The 20214-nt window shown below is 66.7% G+C and carries 16 protein-coding genes; 6 read left to right on the top strand and 10 right to left on the bottom strand.

Annotated features, from left to right (window positions below):
* Window positions 1-119: 119 nt before the first annotated feature.
* The 7 genes from AC1DYU_RS00975 to lysM all read right to left on the bottom strand — a co-directional run bounded on the left by AC1DYU_RS00975 (window position 120) and on the right by lysM (window position 7532).
* The gene (locus tag AC1DYU_RS00975) at window positions 120-2429 is read right to left on the bottom strand and encodes a xanthine dehydrogenase family protein molybdopterin-binding subunit (protein WP_476790031.1); all 2310 of its coding nucleotides are present in this window, start codon (window positions 2427-2429) and stop codon (window positions 120-122) included.
* A 119-nt stretch (window positions 2430-2548) separates the two neighbouring features.
* Window positions 2549-3502 carry a DUF3829 domain-containing protein gene (locus AC1DYU_RS00970; protein WP_476790030.1) on the bottom strand — a complete coding sequence of 318 codons (954 nt, stop codon included), beginning with the start codon at window positions 3500-3502 and terminating at the stop codon, window positions 2549-2551.
* Window positions 3503-3557: 55 nt separating this feature from the next.
* Window positions 3558-3872 carry a rhodanese-like domain-containing protein gene (locus AC1DYU_RS00965; RefSeq protein ID WP_158486525.1) on the bottom strand — a complete coding sequence of 105 codons (315 nt, stop codon included), beginning with the start codon at window positions 3870-3872 and terminating at the stop codon, window positions 3558-3560.
* Window positions 3873-3892: 20 nt separating this feature from the next.
* On the bottom strand, window positions 3893-5212 hold the full coding sequence (locus AC1DYU_RS00960) for a TRAP transporter large permease (RefSeq protein WP_476790029.1): 1320 nt from the start codon (window positions 5210-5212) through the stop codon (window positions 3893-3895).
* Window positions 5209-5712, bottom strand: a complete 504-nt coding sequence (locus AC1DYU_RS00955; RefSeq protein ID WP_476790028.1) for a TRAP transporter small permease — start codon at window positions 5710-5712, stop codon at window positions 5209-5211. The genes AC1DYU_RS00960 and AC1DYU_RS00955 overlap by 4 nt, the downstream gene beginning before the upstream one ends.
* 8 nt (window positions 5713-5720) lie before the next feature.
* Window positions 5721-6773 carry a TRAP transporter substrate-binding protein gene (locus AC1DYU_RS00950; protein ID WP_476790027.1) on the bottom strand — a complete coding sequence of 351 codons (1053 nt, stop codon included), beginning with the start codon at window positions 6771-6773 and terminating at the stop codon, window positions 5721-5723.
* A gap of 315 nt (window positions 6774-7088) precedes the next feature.
* The gene (gene lysM / locus AC1DYU_RS00945) at window positions 7089-7532 is read right to left on the bottom strand and encodes a peptidoglycan-binding protein LysM (RefSeq protein WP_158486529.1); all 444 of its coding nucleotides are present in this window, start codon (window positions 7530-7532) and stop codon (window positions 7089-7091) included.
* 176 nt (window positions 7533-7708) lie between these two features.
* Between lysM and AC1DYU_RS00940 the strand changes: the two genes are divergently transcribed.
* Complete coding sequence (locus AC1DYU_RS00940; RefSeq protein WP_158486530.1) at window positions 7709-8137, top strand: heme-binding protein; 429 nt, start codon at window positions 7709-7711, stop codon at window positions 8135-8137.
* 76 nt (window positions 8138-8213) lie between these two features.
* Here AC1DYU_RS00940 and AC1DYU_RS00935 read toward each other — a convergent pair whose 3' ends face one another.
* Window positions 8214-10715 carry a hypothetical protein gene (locus tag AC1DYU_RS00935; protein WP_476790026.1) on the bottom strand — a complete coding sequence of 834 codons (2502 nt, stop codon included), beginning with the start codon at window positions 10713-10715 and terminating at the stop codon, window positions 8214-8216.
* A gap of 181 nt (window positions 10716-10896) precedes the next feature.
* Window positions 10897-12147, bottom strand: coding sequence for a urate hydroxylase PuuD (locus tag AC1DYU_RS00930; protein WP_476790025.1), 1251 nt, complete (start codon window positions 12145-12147; stop codon window positions 10897-10899).
* Window positions 12148-12296: 149 nt separating this feature from the next.
* Between AC1DYU_RS00930 and uraH the strand changes: the two genes are divergently transcribed.
* Both uraH and puuE read left to right on the top strand, forming a co-directional pair.
* Entirely contained in the window at window positions 12297-12650 is a 354-nt protein-coding gene (uraH, locus tag AC1DYU_RS00925) for a hydroxyisourate hydrolase (protein WP_476790024.1), read from the top strand.
* 102 nt (window positions 12651-12752) lie between these two features.
* Entirely contained in the window at window positions 12753-14171 is a 1419-nt protein-coding gene (gene puuE / locus AC1DYU_RS00920; RefSeq protein WP_476790023.1) for an allantoinase PuuE, read from the top strand.
* A 174-nt stretch (window positions 14172-14345) separates the two neighbouring features.
* Here puuE and AC1DYU_RS00915 read toward each other — a convergent pair whose 3' ends face one another.
* Window positions 14346-15107 (bottom strand): SDR family NAD(P)-dependent oxidoreductase, encoded by a 762-nt coding sequence (locus AC1DYU_RS00915; protein ID WP_476790022.1) that lies wholly within the window; start codon window positions 15105-15107, stop codon window positions 14346-14348.
* A 144-nt stretch (window positions 15108-15251) separates the two neighbouring features.
* On the opposite strand from AC1DYU_RS00915, the gene AC1DYU_RS00910 reads away from it, so the two are divergent.
* The 3 genes from AC1DYU_RS00910 (at window position 15252) to glgX (ending at window position 20134) form a co-directional block, all read left to right on the top strand.
* A complete protein-coding gene (locus tag AC1DYU_RS00910; RefSeq protein ID WP_158486536.1) occupies window positions 15252-15431 on the top strand; it encodes a hypothetical protein in 180 nt (59 codons plus the stop codon).
* A gap of 137 nt (window positions 15432-15568) precedes the next feature.
* Entirely contained in the window at window positions 15569-18043 is a 2475-nt protein-coding gene (locus AC1DYU_RS00905; RefSeq protein ID WP_476790021.1) for a glycogen/starch/alpha-glucan phosphorylase, read from the top strand.
* 48 nt (window positions 18044-18091) lie between these two features.
* Window positions 18092-20134, top strand: a complete 2043-nt coding sequence (gene glgX, locus AC1DYU_RS00900; RefSeq protein WP_476790020.1) for a glycogen debranching protein GlgX — start codon at window positions 18092-18094, stop codon at window positions 20132-20134.
* The last annotated feature ends 80 nt before the right edge of the window (window positions 20135-20214 follow it).

Genomic DNA, 20214 nt, shown 5'->3' with positions numbered 1-20214 from the left:
AAGGCTGGCGGCACCGGAATGGCGCCGTTTGGAACCATTCCAGATCAGCCTATTAAGCCGCAGCCGCCAAGTCTCTTTCGCGTGAGCGGTTTTTGCGAAACAGCAAGACCGCTCACGCGTCAGGCGGCGTAGCCGGCCTCCTTGAGCGCATTGAACACCTTCAGCGGCGTCGCCGGCATGTCGATCGCCTTGATGCCGGCAGCCCGGTCGAGCGCATCGACCATCGCGTTCATCACCGCCGGACAGGCGCCGATCGCGCCGGCCTCACCCGCGCCCTTCACGCCCAGCGCATTGGTGACGCAGCGGACGTTGCGCGTCTCGAAATGGAAGTTCGGGATATCGACGGCGCGCGGCAGCGCGTAGTCCATGAAGGTCGCCGTCAGCATCTGCCCCGACGAGTCGAACCTGATCTCCTCCATCAGCGCCTGGCCGATGCCTTGGCCGGCGCCGCCATGGACCTGGCCCTGCAGCATGATCGGGTTCAGGGTCATGCCGAAATCATCGACCACGACATAGTTGACGATCTCGGTCGCGCCCGTCTGCGGATCGACCTCGAGCTCGCAGATATGCGTCCCGTTCGGGAAGGTCGCCGCCGGCGGCTCCCAGCTCTGATGGACCCTGAGCATGGCGGGCGTCGCTCCCGGCAGCGCCGCGATGGCTGCAAGGTCGAGCGCCTTGTCGGTACCGACGACGCGGACCGCGCCATCGACGATCTCGAGGTCGCCGACACCGGCCTCCAGCTTTTCGGAAGCGAGCTGCTTCAGATTGTCCGAGAGGATCGTGGTCGCCTTGTCGAGTGCGGCCCCTCCGACCGGGATCGAGCGCGAGCCGCCGGTGCCGGCGCCGGTCTCGACCTTGTCGGTATCGCCCTGGATCACGCGGATGCGGTCCATCGTGATGTCGAGATGCTGCGAGACGAGCTGCGAATAGGCGGTCTCATGGCCCTGCCCGTTCGACTGGGTGCCGATCAGCACGGTGACCATGCCGTCCTTTTCGAGGATCACGGTCGAGCTCTCGGGACCGCCGCCGCCGCAGGCCTCGATATAGCTCGCCATGCCGATGCCGCGAATCTTGCCGGCCTTGTTGGCGGCCTTGAGCCGGGCCTTGAAGCCCTGCCAGTCGGAGACCTCCATGGCGCGGCGCATATGTCCCTCGAACTCACCGGAATCATAGACCGGGCCGGTCTGCGTCGCGTGCGGCATCTCGCTCGGCTTGACGAAGTTCAGCGCGCGCACGGCGTCGGGCGTCTTGCCCGTCTCGCGCGCGATCGCATCGACCAGCCGCTCGATCAGATAGGCAGCCTCCGGCCGCCCGGCGCCGCGATAGGCATCGACCGCCATGGTGTTGGTCAGGATGCCGCGGAAGCGCACATGCACGGCCGGGATGTTGTAGCAGCCGGGCGTCATCGTCGTGCCGACCCAGGGGATGAAGGGCCCATATTGCGAGAGATAGGCGCCCATCTCGGCTGCGAGATCGACCTTCAGCCCGATGAACCTGCCGCGCTTGTCGAGCGCCATCGTCGCGGTCGCGAGGTTGGCGCGGCCATGGGTGTCGGCCAGGAAATGCTCGGTACGATCCGACACCCAACGCACCGGGCGCTTCAGCTTCTCGGCCGCGACCATCGTCAGCGGGTATTCGCGGTACATGAAGATCTTGGTGCCGAAGCCGCCGCCGACATCGGGCGTGACCACGCGGATGCGCGACTCCTCGACCTTGAGGATGTAGTGGGCGAGGATCTCGCGCGTGCCATGGCTGCCCTGGCTGCCGAGCGTCAGGGTCCAGCGCTTGTCGGCCTTGTCGTATTCGGCAATGCAGGCCCGCGTTTCCAGATAGTTTGAAGCAAGCCGGTTGTTGACGATGGTGACGGAGACCGTGCGATCCGCCTTGGCGAAGGCGGCATCCGCCTTGGCCTTGTCACCCTGCTCCGCCTCGAAGGCGACATTGCCCGGCCGGTCGGGCCAGACCTGGTGCGCTTTGGGATCGAGTGCCGCCTCGATGCCGGTAATGGAGGGCAGCGCCGTCCATTCGATGTCGATCGCCTCGGCGGCGTCGCGCGCTTGCGCCAACGTCTCGGCGACGATGAAGGCGACGGCCTCGCCGACATGACGCACCGTATCGGTCGGCAGCACCGGCACCGGCAGCGGCTTCACATCCTCGCCCGACACGGTCTTGATCACGCCCTTGCAAGGCAGGTCGCCGAGATGGGCGACATCCTCCCCGGTCAGGATCAGCTTGACGCCCTTCATGCCGAGCGCGGCCTGCTTGTCACGGATCTTGAAGCTCGCATGGGCATATTGCGAACGCAGCACGAAGGCGTGCAGCGCACCCTCGACGGCCGTGTCATCGGTGTAGCGGCCCGTGCCCGTGGTCAGGCGCTGGTCCTCGACCCGGCGCACCGGCTGTCCGAATCCGAATTTCATGGGGCGCATCGGCGGATATCCTTGAGATCGCTTGAGTGAAAGCAAATCGTTCAAATGAAAGACTGAGGCAGGATGCGTGCCGCGTCAGCCCCGACAGGCGGGGGTGCGGCGATGCGCGCGGCGCAGGGCTAGCGCGGCATGCGCGCAGCGCTCTCCGACAGCGTGACCATCGTATTGTAGGAGCTCACCAGCCAATTGGCGTCGCTGGCTGCGCCCTTGCGCACATCGCCCTTGCTGCGGGCAAGCTTGTCGCGGAAATCCCTGATCTTGCCGAGCCAGGAACTGGCCTGGCTTTCGATCATCGGAACGCCCTTGGCATCGCTCTCCTTGAAACGGTCCATCTCGCGGACCGCCGCGGCGTAGTCCGCCACCGCCCCGTCGAAGGCCTTGAGGTCGACGATGGGCTTCTCGTTGCTCGGCATCAGGTCCATCACGGCCCGCGCATTGATCATGATGTTGCGGATCTGCCAGCGCGCCGAGCGCCCCTCCCGCCGTTCGACCGAGGCGAGCTCACGGGTATCGAGGCTCTTCTTGTAGACCCGCATCTGGGCATCGAGCGTGGCGCGCTCGGCGAGGAAGGTCCTGGCCGCCGGCACCATCGCCGCGTGCAGCGTCCGGCCTTCGGCGGCGTTGTCGTCCCGGTAGTCCTTGCGCTCGTAATAGCGCTCCGCCCGCGTGATCAGCGGCGCCAGGTCCTGATAGGCCTTGATGTAGCGCCTGATCGTCTCGTCGATCCCCGGCAGCGCTGGAGCGCTCGCAGCGGCTTCCTCCGCCTTCCTGATCTCGCCGGCGACGTCGTAGAGGCTGTAGAGCCCGTAGGTGATGTAGCGCTCCTTGCCGGTCGGGCCCTTCGCCATATCCACCCAGCTCGCATAGCGATCCCAGGACTGGATCGCCCGCAGGGTCCGGTTCATCAGCGCGGTATAGGCATTGGACTTGGCGATGGCGGCCTGCAGATCTGCCTCGTCTGCGACGGCAATCGCGGGCGCTGCCGGCGCGGTTTGCGCCGGAACGCTCCCCGGGATCGCGACGAGAATCGTCGCCGCGCAGAGCGCGTGGCGCAGGATGGTGGGAAACGTCATCTGTGGCTCCCGTTCTGCAGTGCCCGAAGCGCGCGATGGCTCCCGGTCCAGATACTCAGTGCTCGACCGGCTCGCCCCGCATCACCCAGTCCTTGAAGCCGCCGAGATAATGGCTGTCGACGTCGAGCCCGGCCGACTGGGCGAATTCCATCGCCCGCAGCGAGCGCACGCCTGCGGCGCAGGACAGCACGATGCGCTTGCCGGGCTCATTGGGCAGGTCCGCGGGGTCGAAGCGCGACAGCGGGCGGGAGACCGAGCCCGGAATATGCCCGGCCTCGAATTCATGCGGTTCGCGGACATCGACCAGGAGGATGCTGCCATCCGCCAGCCCAGTCTTGATGGCGTCGATATCGAGATCGTTCACGGTCACAGGCCAAGGCTCCGGCGTTCTCACTCCAGGAGCTTCACCAGATAGAGCGTGAGGGCGGGAAATGCCACTACGATCCCGAGCCGGATGACGTCGGAGGCAACGAACGGCAGCACACCGCGATAGATCCGCGTCACCGGGACGTCGCGCGCCAGCGAGGCGACGACGAAGACGTTGAGCCCGATCGGCGGGCAGGTCATGCCGATGCCGACGACAATCAGCACGAGGATGCCGAACCAGATCGCGACATCGTCGGCCGGCATGCCGAAATCGAGCGCGGTCACGATCGGAAAAAACACCGGCAGCGTCAGCAGGATCATGGCGAGCTCGTCCATCACGCCGCCGAGCACGATGTAGAACAGCAGGAGCCCGATCAGCACTGTATACGGCGCCCAGCCCGAGGCCGCGATCATCTCGGCGGCCGCAGTCGGAACCTGCGTGAGAGCGAGGAAGGCGTTGAAGATCTCGGCGCCGAGCAGGATGGCGAAGATCATCGCCGAGGTCTCGGCCGTCTGCAGGATCGCCTCGCCGATGGCCGACGGCGAGAGCGTGCCGCGCAGCACGCCGATCAGCAGCATGACGAAGGCGCCGACCGAGGCGCCCTCCGTGGGCGTGAACACGCCGCCATAGATGCCGCCGACGACGATCAGCGCGACCGCCATCGCCGGCACCACGCCGAGCAGCGGCCGCAGCCGGTCTCGCCAGGCGATGCGCGGCTGCGCGGGCCCCAGCGTCGGATTGCACCGGGTCATGATCGCGATGGTGACGCAGTAGAAGGCCGCCGCCATCAGCCCTGGAATCAGCGCCGCTTTGAACAGCTTGGCGATGTTCTGCTCGGTCGAGATCGCATAGACGACGAGGATGACCGAGGGCGGGATGAGAATGCCCAAAGTCCCGCCGACCGCGACGACGCCGCAGGAGAAGCCGGGATCGTAGCGATACCGCCGCAATTCCGGCAGCGCTGCCCGCGCGAAGGTGGCGGTTGTCGCGACAGACGAACCGCAGATCGCCCCAAAGCCGGTGCAGGCTCCGATCACCGCCATGGCGAGACCGCCGCGCCGATGCCCGACGACGGCCGACGCCGCCTTGAACAGGTCGCCGGCAAGGCCGGAGCGCTCCGCGAAGGCGCCCATCAGCACGAAAAGCGGGATCACCGAGAGCGTATAATTCGCGAAGATCTGGTAGGGCGTGGTGCGGATATAGTTCAGGAACGGATCGAGCCCGTTGAGCTGAATGTAGCCGAGCCCGCCGACCAGCATCATCGCGAGCCCGATCGGCAGCCGCAGCGCCATCAGCACCAGCAGGATGCCGAACCCGGTGATGGCGAGCGAAAAGCCGCTCACGCCGGTGTCCTCAGCAGCCGCAAGGCAGTGACCACGGCCGCCGCCGCGACCAGCGCAGCCAGCGCGGAGCACAGCGCGATCGGCAGATAGCTCGGCACCTGCAGAACCATGCTGTTCTCACCCGTCGCAAAGGCCGCGCGCGCACCGACCGCCAGCCGCCAGGCGATGAGCGCCATCACCAGCGCATAGACGATGTCCCAGACCGCATCGACGCGGCGCTGCCAGCGGGCGGGCAGTTTCAGCGTGAAGGTATCGACGAAGATGTTGCCGCGCTTGAGCTGGCACCAGGGCAGGAAGCAGAAGGCGGCGATGGCGGTCGCCATCTGCACGATCTCGAAATCGCCCGGCACGCCGGCCGCGCCGACGAGACCGCTGCGCAGCGTCACGCTGACCACGACGGTCGCCGACAACGCGATCAGCAGGATGCCCCCGACCAGTGCGGTCCCCCGCACCGCCCGGTCGAAACCGGACGGCGCGATATCCTCTCCTCGCCTATCCATCAGGTCCGTCAGGCCGCCGTCGCGTGCTTGGCCAGCGCCGCGCGGGCATTGGCGAGCAGCTTCTCGCCGTCGAGGCCCTTCTCCTTGGCCGTCTTGAGCCAGCCCTCGATCACCGGTTCGGTCGTCTTGCGCCAGCGCGCGGCCTCCGCCTCCTCGATCACGGTGATGGTGTTGCCGCGCTTGCGGACCATGTCGGAGACGACGATCGCCTGCTCGTCCCAGACCTTGCCGGCCATGGCGGCCGCCGTCGCACCCGAGTTCTTGTCGATGATCGCCTTGAGGTCGGCCGGCAGCGCCGCATACTTCGCCTTGTTCATCGCCAGCACGAAGGTCGCCGAATAGAAGGTCGGCGAGCCCGGAATCTCGGTGTGATACTTGACCAGTTCCTGCACCTTGATCGACGGCACCACCTCCCAGGGCACGACGCAGCCATCAATGACGCGCTGCGCCAGCGATTCCGGCACCTGCGGCACCGGCATGCCGATGGCGTTGGCGCCGAGCGCGCGCAGCGCCTCGCCGGCAAGACGCGTCGGGAAGCGCAATTTCAGACCCTTCAGGTCCTCCATCGTCTTCACCTGCCTGTTGGCATGGATCAGGCCATGGTCATGCGCCCAAAGGCAGATCGGCTGGACGTCCTTGTACTCGTCCTGCAGGCTCTGCTGGGCGTATTCGGTCAGGGCGAGCGAGTTCGCCAGCGCCCGCTTGTTGGCGGTGAAGGGCAGTTCGAACGCCTCGGTGCCGGTGAAGCGCCCCGGCGTATAGCCCGGCAGCGTCCAGACGAGATCGGCGACGCCGTCGCGCGCCTGGTCGAAGAGCTGCGGCGGCGTGCCGCCAAGCTGCATCGACGGGAAGATGTCGATCTTGATGCGCCCGTTCGATTCCGCCGCGACGGTGTCGGCCCAGGGCTTCAGGAACTTGGAATGGGCGACCGAGACCGGCGGCAGGAAGTGATGCATCCTCAGCGTCACCTCCTGGGCGTCCGCGCGGGTCGCGCGCAGCACGGCCGGCATGGCGACGGCCGAACCGGCCGCTATCAGGAATCGGCGGCGATCGAATGTCATGGCTTCCCTCCCCAGGGATCGTGAGTAGGCGATCTTGTTTGCGCAGGCTTTTCGCGGCACGGCGCCCATCCGGACGGCCATTCCACAGCTCTTGAACGATAGCATGACCGGCAATGGATTCCCGACGCAAACGCCGCGTCCGGCCTATCTTTAGCGATCGAAGCAGATAGTTGCCGAGGCAACCAATTTCGTCAAGAGCCGGCGGACTCTGATCGCCGGCAAGGATTCGCTCGCGGGGCGGAAGCCGGGACAGAAAAAGGCCGCGCTTCCGAGGGAAACGCGGCCTTTGTCGTGATGTCGTGCCAGCGCGAGCGCTCAAGCCTTGGGCGGAATCCGCAGCACCCAGCCCGGCTGGATCAGGTCGGGGTTCTTGACCGGGGGCGTGTTGGCCTTGACGATCTCGGTGTATTTCGCGCCCTGGCCCTTGCCGTAATGCTCTTCGGCGATCTTCCAGAGCGTGTCGCCTTTCTTCACGGTGTAGAACACCGCGGCAGCGACCTCCTTGGTCACCGCGAGATCGGACTCCACCGAGGCCACGCCGATGGTGTTGCCGAGCGCCAAAATGATCTTCTCGGCCTCCTCCGTGGAGACCGCCTTGCCGGAGACCTTCACCTTGTCGCCGTCGATCGAGATCGCGACGTCGGAGGGCAGGCCGTGACCGGCCAGTTCCTTCTGCAACTCCTCGGCTGTCGCGGCCTTGGCCGAACTCGTGCCGAAGATCTTGGAACCGGCTTCCTTGATGAAACTGAACAGACCCATGGCGTTTCCTCCATCCGTTGGGGCCCCATGAAGCCCAACTGTGATGACATGATCAAGGCGGCTCTCGCAGCCGGAGCTTTTTCGCCGCTCCGCCCAAGCTGGCGGCCTCGCGAAAACGCTTTCCCAGCGAGCCAAGCGCTGTCACAAGCGGCCAAACTGCAACAGGAGCTTCCCCGATGCTGACGCTGGCTCAAGCAAAGACCATCATGTCCACCGCCCTCGCCCATGCCGGGACGGCCGGCTTCAAGCCGCTGGCCATCGCGATCCTCGATTCGCGCGGCGCCCAGAAGCTCTTCGCCGCGCAGGATGGCACCAGCCTCAAGCGCGGTGAGATCGCGCTCGGCAAGGCGCATGGCGCAGTGGCGATGGGCATCGGCTCGCGGGCCTTGCACAAGATGGCAATGGAGCGCCCCTATTTCGTCGAGGCGGCGACCCACGCGGTCGGCGGCTCGCTGGTGCCGGTTCCAGGGGGCGTCCTGATCCGCGACGCAGCGGGCGCGCTTCTCGGCGCGATCGGCATCTCCGGCGACACCTCCGACAATGACGAGGCGGCAGCCGTCGCGGGAATCGCGGCCGCGAGCCTGGTCGCCGACACCGGCGCCTGAGCGGAAGCTGAGCCGCGCAGTCTACGCAAGGACGTTGAAAGGGCGCTAACGGCGCCCTTTCACGCGATTCCGGTCGCTACTGAGCCTGGGCCGACGACATCCCGTCGCGCATCGCACTGATCTGCGGCGGGCCGAGACGCAGCGAATCCCGCGTCGCCTGCGAAGGCCCTGCCAGCATGGAGGGCAGCAGGCCATCGCTGCTCGCGCCGGCGATCAGCGGCTCGTCGCGCAGCGGCGGCAGCGGCAGCGGCGCATCCTCCTCGACAGGTGCCGGGCTGACGCGCTCGCGGAATTCGGCCAGGGCGCCCTCGATCGGATTGAAGCTGAAACGGACCTTGTGCGTACCGGCCGGCACCTGGACGGCGCGGAACAGCACATTGGCCTTGAGAATCTCGGTCTCGACGCCATCGACCTCGGCGCGCCACCACGGATGCCAGGTGTCGTTCAGCACGACGAAACCCGCGGCTGCGGTCGTGACCTCGATCTCGACCTGGGTGTTCTCGTAGCGGCTCAGCCTCAGATTGGCCTTCACCAGAGCAGGCCCCTCGGGCACGGCCAATGGCGGCTCGACCTCGAGCAGCACGGCCTGCTCCGGGTCCGCCTCCGGCCAGCGGCCTCCCTGCTTCATTCCGTCGAAATCGGCCAGTTCCCAGCCGCCGACGAACTGCACGCGCGGCAGCGCATGCGGATTCTCGTAGACATAGCCGTCTTTCGTCCGCGCGATCAGCTTGAGATCGCCCTCGCGCAGCGCGTGGTCGACCTGCTCGATCGGCACCGGCGAGGCGATGTATCGCAGCCCCAGCAGATTGGCGAGGCGGCAGCGATAGGACGGAAACAGCGGCGTGAACTTGCGCTCGGAGGGCGAGGCGATGCCGTCGCGCGTGCCGACCGCTTCCGAAAAATCGGCCAGGCGCAGCGGGTTGTAGCCGAGCGTGTGGTCGAGGCCATGCACCATCGCGGCATTGGGCCATTCGAAGCCCATGCCGAGCAGTTCGACCCGGTCGCGGCGTGGCGAGCCCGTGGGCTGCCGCGTCAACCGCTTCAGCACGGCGATGGTCTCGTTATGCGTCTCGGGGCGCAGCACGTCGTAAAGCTGCGGCGACAGCGCGGTGGATTCGTTGGGGCCGTTATTGACGCCAAGATCGGCCGCGACGACGCCGGTCACGAGCACGGCGGCGGCGACGGGACCGATCGCACCGCGCCAGCGCTGCAAGACCAGGACGATCGCTGCGGCAGCGGCAAACCAGCCGAGCGCCAGCGCGACCGGCTTCCAGGCGTCGCCGAGATGGCCCTCGCCGCGCGACACCACCAGTGCGAGCGCCGCCAGCACCAGCACCGACACGCCGCCGATAGCGAGATCGCGCCGATAGGAGATGCCAGGCGCGGCGGTCAGGAGGCGATGCAGCACATAGCCGGACAGGAGCGCGCCGAGCGCCCCGACGAGGAAGGTCGCATCGGCCGGGCGCCTGAACACCTTGACGCCGGGCAGGTAGTCATAGGCGAGGTCGAAGAGCGGCGTGTAGCGGCCGAGCGCGAACAGCACCATGACGCCGAACAGCACCGTGAGCGGCCGCACGGCCCTGTCGAAGAGCCAGCCGCGCGTCAGGCCGGGCGCGATCATCAACAGCAGCGGCAGCGCGCCGAAATAGACCTGCCCCATGTTCTGCGACAGGAACAGTTCCTTAGCCCAGTTCGGATTGTTATACGGCCCCCAGAAATCGACCTTGGGGTCCTGCGCGCCGAAGAGATCGCCGAAGAAGGCGGTCAACAGCGAGGCCGGATGCAGCGAGCCGCGGCCGGCTTCCACCAGATCGATCGCGGGGCGCGTCGTCGCCTCGGCGAAGAGCCAGGTCCAGAGCAGCGGCATGGCGATGGTGGCGGCGCCCGCGACGCTGGCCACGCCGATCGCCGGCAGGCTGGCGCGCATCGAAGCCCAGCCACCCGAGAACCAGTGCGCAACGACCATGCCGATCAGGATATAGGCGCCGAGCAGCGCGACCTGGTCGGGCTCCAGCACCATCAGCCCGGCGGCGAAACCGGCGAAAGCACCCGTCAGCAGCGAGGAGCGCTGGAGCATGCGGGCCGTCAGCCAGAAGGCGATGGCGAAGAAGGCGAGGCTGGCGATCTGGCCGACATGCTGAACGCGCCAGGCGGCCGAGGCGCCGAAGGCGAAGACGACGGCCGCCATCAGGCCGCCGGCCGGATGCCAGTTGCGGTCGCGGAAAAACATCATCAGCGCGAGCCCGCCCGCCAGCAGATGCGCCAGCACATAGGCATCGACCTCGCGGAAGCTCGGTGAGGGCGAGAGCAGCGCAAGGATGATCGCGGGCGAGAAGATCAGCGACTGCGGATCGGCGACCTGGGGCGAGCCGCCGAAGACGTTATGCGTCCAGAACGGCGACTGCCCCGAGTGCAGCGCCTGCGCCAGGAACTGGATCTGCGCCTGGAAATGCGCCTTGGCGTCGAACGGGATGGTGACCGCGCCCGACAGCCAAGGCCAGCACAGCACTGCCCAGACAACAAGAAATCCCGCGGCCGCCAGCGGATAGCCGGCGCCCTTCTTCAGAAACCTGTTCAAGCGGACCCCCCGGTCCCCTTCAGCCAATGGACGTCTCCGGTGTCGGAGGCAGCCTCCACCCTGTCGTTGACGCGACCATGCCAAGCGTCATGTGAACTGAAACTGAATGACGCGGCGCACGGGACCGCGCTTGAGGAAACAGCGTCAAGGCTTTGTTGCGGGGATCGTCGACCGGCGCGGGCTATCGCGCCTGCGCCAGCCAGGCCGCCAGCACCCGGCGCTCGTCTGCCGTCATGCCCGAGAGATTGTTGGGCGGCATCGCATGCGTCATCACCGCCTGGACCCGGATCGCGCGGGCATGGGCGGAGATCGTCTCCGGCTCGTGCAGCAGCACGCCTTTGGGCGGAATCTGGATGCCGGGCCAGGACGGCTCGGGCGCATGGCACATGGCGCAGCGCCCGGTGACGATGTTGGAGACCTCGACTGGGGGCAGGCTCATCCCCGCGAGCAGGATTGGCTTGGGTGCAGGCAATGGCGCCAGCCCCAGCCGCTCGCGACCGCCCGGCGAAGAGGCCATTGCGACCCAGAAGGCGAGCCACAGCGCCACGATCGCGACCGCCCAGGTCCACCACGGCGATTTCGCGTGATCGGCATGGCGGACATTGAAGAAGTGCCGGATCAGCGCGCCCGCCACGATGATCAGCGCCACCAGCGCCGGGATCACCGCCGAATTGGCATAGGTGACCGGATAGTGGTTCGACAGCATCAGGAACAGCACCGGCAGGGTGATGTAGTTGTTGTGCATCGACCGCTGTTTGGCGGATTTACCGTATTTCGGGTCAGGCTTTTCGCCCGCCGTCAGCGCCGCGATGACCTTCCGCTGCCCCGGCATGATGTTGAAGAAGACATTGGCGGTCATGATCGTCGCCATCAGCGCGCCGGTATGGATCAGCGCGCCGCGCCCAGAAAACACCGAGGCAAAGGCCCAGCTCGCCGCCACGACATAGGAAAAGCCGAGCAGACCCAGCACGACGTCGTTCTTGGCCAGCGGCGAGCGGCAGAGCCAGTCATAGAACAGCCAGCCGAGAACCAGCGCCGCGATGCCGATCGCGCCCGCCGCCAGCGGCGACAGCGCCATCACGGCGGGATCGATCAGATAAAGCTCCGATTGCGCATAATAGACCCAGACCAGCAGGAAGAAGCCGGAGATCCAGGTCCAGTAGGCCTGCCATTTGTGCCAGGTCAGCTCGGCCGGCATCACCGCGGGCGCGACCAGATATTTCCGCATCTCGTAGAAGCCGCCGCCATGGACCTGCCAGGCAAGATACTGGCTGGGAGCTCCGCCCTCGCCCCTCGAAATGTCGGTGGCGGGCCGCAGGCTCGCATCGAGGTGGATGAAGAAGAAGGACGAGCCGATCCAGGCGATCGCCGTGATCACATGCAGCCAGCGCAGCAGCATGCCGCCCCATTCCATCAGATAGGCGTCGAGCATCGCGGGCTCCGGTCGAGCAGGGACGACGGCGGTTGGACTTGGTCGCAAGTTTGCAAGGCAATCCTGCCGGTAGACTTCGCCGCCGGCCAAATTACGGTTGGCGTCACGGAACAGGCAAGCTCCGTTCCGCGACGATGAAAAGGACCGACATGGCGGGTCTCTCGACACATATCCTCGACACCCATGGCGGCGTGCCGGCCGGCGGCGTCACGATTACGCTGCGGCGCATCGTCGATGGCATCGGTGAGACGCTGGTCGAGACCGTGACCAACGCCGACGGGCGCACCGACGCACCGCTGCTGCTCCCGGAGGCGACAAAACCCGGCATCTACGAGATCGACTTCGCCATCGGCCCGTATTTCCGCGCACGCGGCGTCGAGCTGCCGGAGCCCGCCTTCCTCGACGTCGTCACGGTGCGCTTCGGCATCTCGGACACGGCCCGGCACTACCATATCCCGCTCAACTGCTCGCCCTATGGCTACACGACCTATCGCGGGAGTTGATCCCTCCCGTCATTGCTTCGCTCCGCTCGCAATGACGGAAGACGCCTTGCCTTTCAGTTGCTGACCACTCCTGCCTGCATCAATCTGCGAGCGCCGCACGCCATGACCGACACGACCTATCCCCGCGACCTCGCCGGCTATGGCCGCAATCCACCCCACCCGCATTGGCCGGCTAAGGCCCGCATCGCCGTCCAGTTCGTGATCAATTACGAGGAGGGCGGCGAGAACAATATCCTGCATGGCGACGCCGCCTCGGAAGCCTTCCTCTCCGAGATCGTCGGTGCCGCGCCCTGGCCCGGCCAGCGCCACATGAACATGGAGTCGATCTACGAATACGGCTCGCGCGCCGGCTACTGGCGCCTGTGGCGGATGTTCACTGAGCGCAAGATGCCGGTCACCGTCTTCGCGGTGGCGAGCGCGCTGCAGCGCTATCCCGAGATCGCCGCCTCGATGCAGGAGGCCGGCTGGGAGATCGCCAGTCACGGCCTGAAATGGATCGACTATCGCGACGTGCCCGCCGAACGCGAGGCCGCCGACATCGCCGAAGCCGTCCGCATCCAGCACGAATTGACCGGCGAGCGTCCGCTCGGCTTCTACCAGGGCCGCAGCTCCGAGCGCACCACGCCGCTGATGATGGCAGAAGGCGGCTTCCTCTACAGCGCCGACTGCTATGCCGACGAACTGCCCTATTGGCTCGCCGGGCCGAAAGGCCCGCAGCTCAGCGTCCCCTACACGCTTGACGCCAACGACATGCGCTTCGCCACGCCGCAGGGCTTCAACAGCGGCGACCAGTTCTTCGCCTATCTGCGGGACTCGTTTGACATGCTCTATGCCGAAGGCGAGACCGCACCCAAGATGATGTCGATCGGCCTGCATTGCCGCCTCGTCGGGCGCCCGGGCCGGGCGGCGGCGCTGGCGCGCTTTCTCGACCATGTCCAGGCACATGAGAATGTCTGGGTCGCGACCCGGCTCGATATCGCCCGCCACTGGATCAGGCATCATCCCCCGGCGGGCGGTTACCGCCCCTCGGCCGTGCCCAAGGGCCTCTTCGTCGAGGTCTTCGGCCGGATCTGGGAGAACGCGCCCTGGGTCGCGGAAGCGACCTATGATGCCGGGCTCACCGCCGCCCATGACGATGCCGCGACGCTTCACGCCGCCATGGTTAAGGTCATGCGCGCCAACACGCGCGAGCGCCTGCAGGCCCTGCTGCTCGGCCACCCCGATCTCGCCGGCAAGCTCGCGGCGGCGGGCGAGATGACGGAGGAATCGGTTGGCGAGCAGGCCTCGGCCGGGCTCGACCGCCTGACATCGGACGAGCGCGTCCGCTTCACTGCACTGAACGAGGCCTACAAGGCTCGCTTCGGTATCCCCTTCATCATGGCGGTGGCCGGCGCCACCAAGGAGGCGATCCTCGAGGCTTTCGAGACGCGCCTCAAGAGCACGCCGGAGGTCGAGTTCGAAACCGCCCTGGGGCAGGTCGAGACAATCTCGCTGCTGCGGCTGAAGGAGATCATGCGGTAACCCCGCCGCGTGGAACCCCTCTCCTGTAAGGAGAGGGGCAGGGGTGAGGTGTGGACCCCTGGACCAGGGAGGCAAGGACCTCACCGCGGCTGCGGTGAGGTTGCGGCTACAGCGTCAAACGGCCGACCCCTCACCCTGCCCTCTCCCTACGGGAGAGGGTTCCCCGCGCTCTTCCTACAACCCGCTGACCAGATGCCCGCCATCCACCGCCACCACCGCCCCGCTCATGAAGCGCGAGGCGTCGGCGCAGAGCAGCAGGAACGGCCCGTCGAGATCGGTCAGATCGGCCGGCCGCCGCATCGGGATGCGCGCGATCAGCGCCTTGCCGGCGTCGGTGGCGAAGAAGTCGCGGTTGAGGTCGGTGATGACATAGCCGGGCGCCAGCGCGTTGACCCGGACCTTGTGCCGCGCCCATTCCAGCGCCAACGCCTTGGTCATCTGGATCAGCCCGGCCTTGGCGACGGCATAGGGCGCGACCGAGGCAGCGACCCGTTCGCCCAGGATCGAGGCGATGTTGACGATCGTCCCGCCCCCCTCCTGCTGGCTCATGATCCGCGCCGCGCCTTGCGCCGCGAAGAAGCAGCCCTTCAGATTGACGTCGAGATGGGCGTCCCATTGCGCCTCGTCGAGATCGAGCGCACGCACCGTCTCGACAACGCCGGCATTGTTGACCAGCACGTCGAGCCCTCCGAGTGCAGCCCGCGCCTCCTCCAGGCCGGCGCCGATCGCGTCGACCGAGGCGACATCGAGCACCACCGGCGTGACCTTGCCCGGCAGCGCGGAGCAGTCCTCGGCCAGCGCCACCAGCCGATCGTATCGCCGCGCGGCAGCCGCGACATGCGCGCCATGGCCCGCCAGCAGCCGGACGAAATGCGCACCCAGCCCCGAAGACGCGCCGGTGACCAACACGCGCTTGCCTTTCAGATCCTCGAACATGATGCCCTCGCGTGCTTCCGCCGGAAGGGACACTGGCACAGCATGCAGGTCAACCGACCGGCCTGGTGATTGCCGGGACCGTCAGCCGGTGCGGAACATTCCCGTGACGGCCGGCGTTCCCAACCGATACGGATGGAGGGAATCATGTTTCGCATTCTGCTGGTGCTCGCGGTGATCGCGATCGGCTATGACGCCATCGTCCATCAAGGCCTCTACACCCGCAACGTCTGGACCAGCGTCGTCGGATTCACCGATTCCGCCGTGACCGGCGCCAAGCAGCTCGGGCAGAACGCCCGCGAGGAAACCGGGACGGTCAAGCAGTAAAGCCCTGCTGGCGCGAGCCTCGCGCTCGACGTCGCAGCCGAAATCCAGCGCATTGCCGCATTGCGGCAATTTCGTCTGGACTTGCCAAGGCGTTGCCTCGACACTCCGCGTCAGCGAAACAGCCGGGATTTTGCCGCTTGACCGAGACAGCTTCAGGAACCCAGGCCGGTGTCCATTTCGAGCCGGATGATCAGGTCGAGCTTCTCAAGGCCGAGATCGTCAGGAAGCTGACCTATTCGCTCGGCAAGAACCCCTCGGTCGCCCAGCCGCATGACTGGCTGACCGCCGGCATTCTCGCCGCGCGCGACCATATCATCGACGTCTGGCAGCGCTCGACGCGCGACAGCTATCAGACCGGCCGCAAGCGGGTTTATTACCTCTCGCTCGAATTCTTGATCGGCCGCTCGCTCGCTGATGCCCTCAGCAATCTCGGCCTCACTGGCCCGATGGCGCAGGCGATGCGCGAGCTCGGCGTCGATCTCTCCGAAATCGAGACGATCGAGCCCGATGCTGCGCTCGGCAATGGCGGCCTCGGCCGGCTCGCCGCGTGCTATCTGGAGGCGATGGCCTCGACCGGCGTTCCGGCGCTGGGCTACGGCATCCGCTACGATCACGGCCTGTTCAAGCAGCGCATCGACGGTGGCAAGCAGATCGAGGTGCCCGAAGACTGGCTCTCTTTCCGCAACCCCTGGGAGTTCGAGCGTCGCGAGGCCTCCTACAAGATCGGCTTCGGCGGCGCGGTGACCGCGACAGCCAAGCCTGGCGAGGTCTTCTGGGAGCCGGAGGAGACGGTCTTCGCCGTGGCCTACGACACGCCGATCATCGGCTGGCGGGGCCGCGACGCGACGACGCTGCGGCTCTGGCGCGCGCGCGCCATGCACCCGCTCTCGCTCGACGCCTTCAACCAGGGCGACCTCGTCGGCGCCGTTGCCGAGCGCAACCGCGCCGAGGCCATCTCCAAGGTTCTGTACCCGAACGATTCGACGCCGACGGGCCAGGAACTCCGGCTGCGGCAGGAGTTCTTCTTCACCTCCGCCTCGTTGCAGGATTTGGTGCGGCGGCATTACCGGCAGTTCGGCAAGCTCGACAACCTCGCCGACAAGGTTGCGATCCAGCTCAACGACACGCATCCCTCGCTGGCCGTCGCCGAGCTGATGCGGCTCCTGATCGACCAGCACGGTCTCGCCTGGGAAGAGGCGTGGACGATCACGAACGCCACGGTCTCCTACACCAACCACACGCTCCTGCCGGAGGCGCTCGAGACCTGGCCGGTCGCGCTGATGGAGCGGCTGCTGCCGCGCCATATGCAGATCATCTTCGGCATCAATGCCCGCTTCCTCGAAGAGGTCAGGCGCTCAAGCGGCGGCGACACCGTCGATCTCGCGCAGATCTCGCTGATCGACGAATCTCATGGCCGGCGCGTCCGCATGGCCCATCTCGCCTTCGTCGGCTCGCATACGGTCAACGGCGTCTCGGCGCTGCATTCCAAGCTGATGGAGCAGACCGTCTTCGCCCCGCTGCATGCGGTCTTCCCCGGCCGCATCACCAACGTCACCAACGGCATCACGCCGCGGCGCTGGCTGTTCGGCGCCAATCCCGGCCTCACAAAGCTGTTGCAGGAGGTCTGTGGCGACGATCTGACCGATCACATCGGGCAGATCAGCCGACTCGCCGCCCATACCGGCGACAGCGCCCTGCATGGGCGGCTCGCCGCGATCCGCCGCGAGAACAAGCTCAAGCTGGCCAAGATCATCCGGCAGGACACCGGCATCACCGTCGACCCCGACGCCCTGTTCGACGTCCAGATCAAGCGCATCCACGAATACAAGCGGCAACTGCTCAACATCCTGGAGACGATCGCCCTCTATGACGCGATCCGCTCCGAGCCCTATCGCGACTGGGCCCCGCGCGTGAAGATCTTCGCCGGCAAGGCGGCCTCGAACTACGGCACCGCGAAAGCGATCATCAACCTGATCAACGACGTCGCGGTCGTCGTGAACAACGACATCACCACCCGCGACCGGCTGAAAGTGGTGTTCCTGCCGAACTACAATGTCAGCGCCGCCGAGCTCATCATCCCGGCCGCCGACGTCTCGGAGCAGATCTCGACTGCCGGCATGGAGGCGTCGGGCACCGGCAACATGAAGTTCGCACTGAATGGCGCGATCACCATCGGCACGCTCGACGGCGCCAATATCGAGATCGGCGAGCGCGTCGGCGAGGACAATATCGTGATCTTCGGCATGACGGCCGAGGAGGTCGAGGCCGCCAAGCGCAACCCACGCCCGACGGAAGAAGTCATCGCCGCGACACCGCATCTCGAAGGCGTACTCGATGCGGTCGCAAGCGGCGCCTATTCGCCGCGCGAGCGCGACCGCTATCTCGGGCTCGTCAACAGCTTGCGGGCCAATGACTGGTTCATGGTGCTCAATGATTTCGAGAGCTACCGCCAGGCCCAGCGCCGGATCGACGGCCTCTGGGCCGACCAGGACAAATGGTGGCGCATGTCGGTGACCAACACCGCCCATTGCGGCTGGTTCAGCGCCGACCGCGCCATCGGCGAGTATGCGCAGCGCATCTGGAACATCCCGACGCGCGACGCGAAGGCCTGAACGACCTTGGCAGTGCCGCGGCTCTTGCCATGCCCGCTGCCGGCCCGCATGGGCGCGACTGTTGGCGAGGATGGCATCACCTTCGCAGTATTCTCGCGCAACGGCGAGACCGTCCATCTCTGCCTGTTCGACGAGACCGGCGAGCGCGAGACCGCGCGCATGGCCCTGCCCTGCAGAACAGGCGACATCCACCACGGCCTGCTTCCTGGCGCTGTGGCCGGCCTGCGCTATGGCCTGCGCGTCGAAGGCCCCTGGCAACCTGAGCGAGGCCACCGCTTCGACGCAACGAAGCTGCTGATCGACCCCTATGCGACGCTGGTCGATCGCCCTTTCCGCTGGGATGCGCGGATGGCAGAGCGAGGAGTGGACACTGCGGATCTGGTGCCGCGCTGCATCGTGAGCGCAGCTTCAGCTCTCAAGCACGTCACTCCTCTCAGCCCTCATCCTGAGGAGCCGCGAAGCGGCGTCTCGAAGGATGATCCAGATGGTTCAGGTGCCTCGGCGAGCACCCTTCGAGACGCCATTCCTGAGGGAATGGCTCCTCAGGATGAGGGCTCATGGAGTCGAACGCCAGCTTTCATCTACGAACTCGCTGCGAAGTCCTTCTCGATGCGCCATCCGGCGGTGCCCGAACGCCTGCGCGGAACGCTTGCGGCACTCTGCGCGCCCGCCGTGCTGGACCATATCCGCAAGCTCGGAGTCAGCCATGTCGAGCTGATGCCGGTCGCGGCCTGGATGGATGAGCGCCATCTGCCGCCGCTCGGCCTCGCCAATGCCTGGGGCTACAACCCGGTCAACTTCTTCGCGCTCGATCCACGCCTCGCACCGGGCGGCGCGGACGACCTGAGCCGGCTCTGCGCGACCTACGCGGAAGCCAGCATCGGTATCATTCTCGACATCGTGCTGAACCATACCGCCGAGAGCGACGAGCACGGCGCCACCATCAGCCTGCGCGGGCTCGACAACGCGGTCTATTACCGCCATGCGACCGACGATCCCGGCCGCCTGATCAACGACACCGGCTGCGGCCACACGCTGGCGCTCGACCGCGCACCCGTGGTGCGCATGGCGATGGATGCCATGCGGCACTGGCGCAGCCTCGGCGTCTCAGGCTTCCGCTTCGATCTCGGCACGGTGATGGGCCGCTCCGACACCGGCTATTCGCAGGATGCCCCCCTCTTCGCCGCCATCCTGCAGGACCCTGACCTGTCGCGGACGATCCTGATCGCCGAGCCCTGGGACATCGGGCCGGGCGGCTACCGCCTCGGCGAGTTTCCGGCGCCCTTCGCCGAATGGAACGGCCGCTACCGCGACGACCTCCGCCGCTTCTGGCGTGGCGATGCCGGCGCGGCCGGCGTATTGGCGACCCGGCTCGCCGGCTCCGCCGATCTCTTCGCCGGCCGCCATCGCGGTCCTCAGACGAGCATCAACTTCATCGCCGCCCATGACGGCTTCACGCTGGCGGATCTCGTCTCCTATGCCGGCAAGCACAACGAAGCCAATGGCGAGGGCAACCGCGATGGCGACAATGACAGCCATAGCTGGAACAACGGCGCGGAAGGCGAGAGCCGCGACCCGGCTGTCGTCGAAGCCCGCAGCCGCGACCTCCGCGCCATGCTGGCGACGCTGTTTCTGTCTCGGGGAAACCCTATGCTCACCGCCGGCGACGAATTCGGCCGCACGCAGCATGGCAACAACAACGCCTATTGCCAGGACAACGAGGCGTTCTGGCTGGATTGGCAGGGCGCCGACGACGATCTCGCGAGCTTCGTCGCCGAACTCTCGGCGCTACGTCGCGCCCATCCGCTGCTCTCAGCGGAGACCTTCCTGACCGGCAGGGGAACCCCGCCCGACGCGCGCTGGCTCAAGCCGGACGGCACGGCCATCGCAGAACATGAATGGGCCGGGCTCGATGCATTGTGTCTGGAGTTGAATGGGGACGGCGAGAGACTGCTCATCGCGCTCAACCGATCGCGACAGGCGGCGTCACTGACGCTGCCCGGCGATGGCTGGGAGCAGTTGTTTCCGGCAGCGGCCGACCTCACCGGCGAGTTGCCCGCCCGTGGCGTCGGGCTTTGGCGTCAGGGCTGACCATCGCTGTCATTCCGGGGCTTCGCGTAGCGAAGAACCCGGAACCCACGACTGGGTGGAATACGACTGGGTGAAAGCTG

The organism is Allobosea sp. P2_B12 (assembly GCF_056404835.1).
The sequence above is the reverse complement of the archived record's forward strand: the minus strand, read 5'-3'. Positions and strand labels throughout refer to the sequence as shown.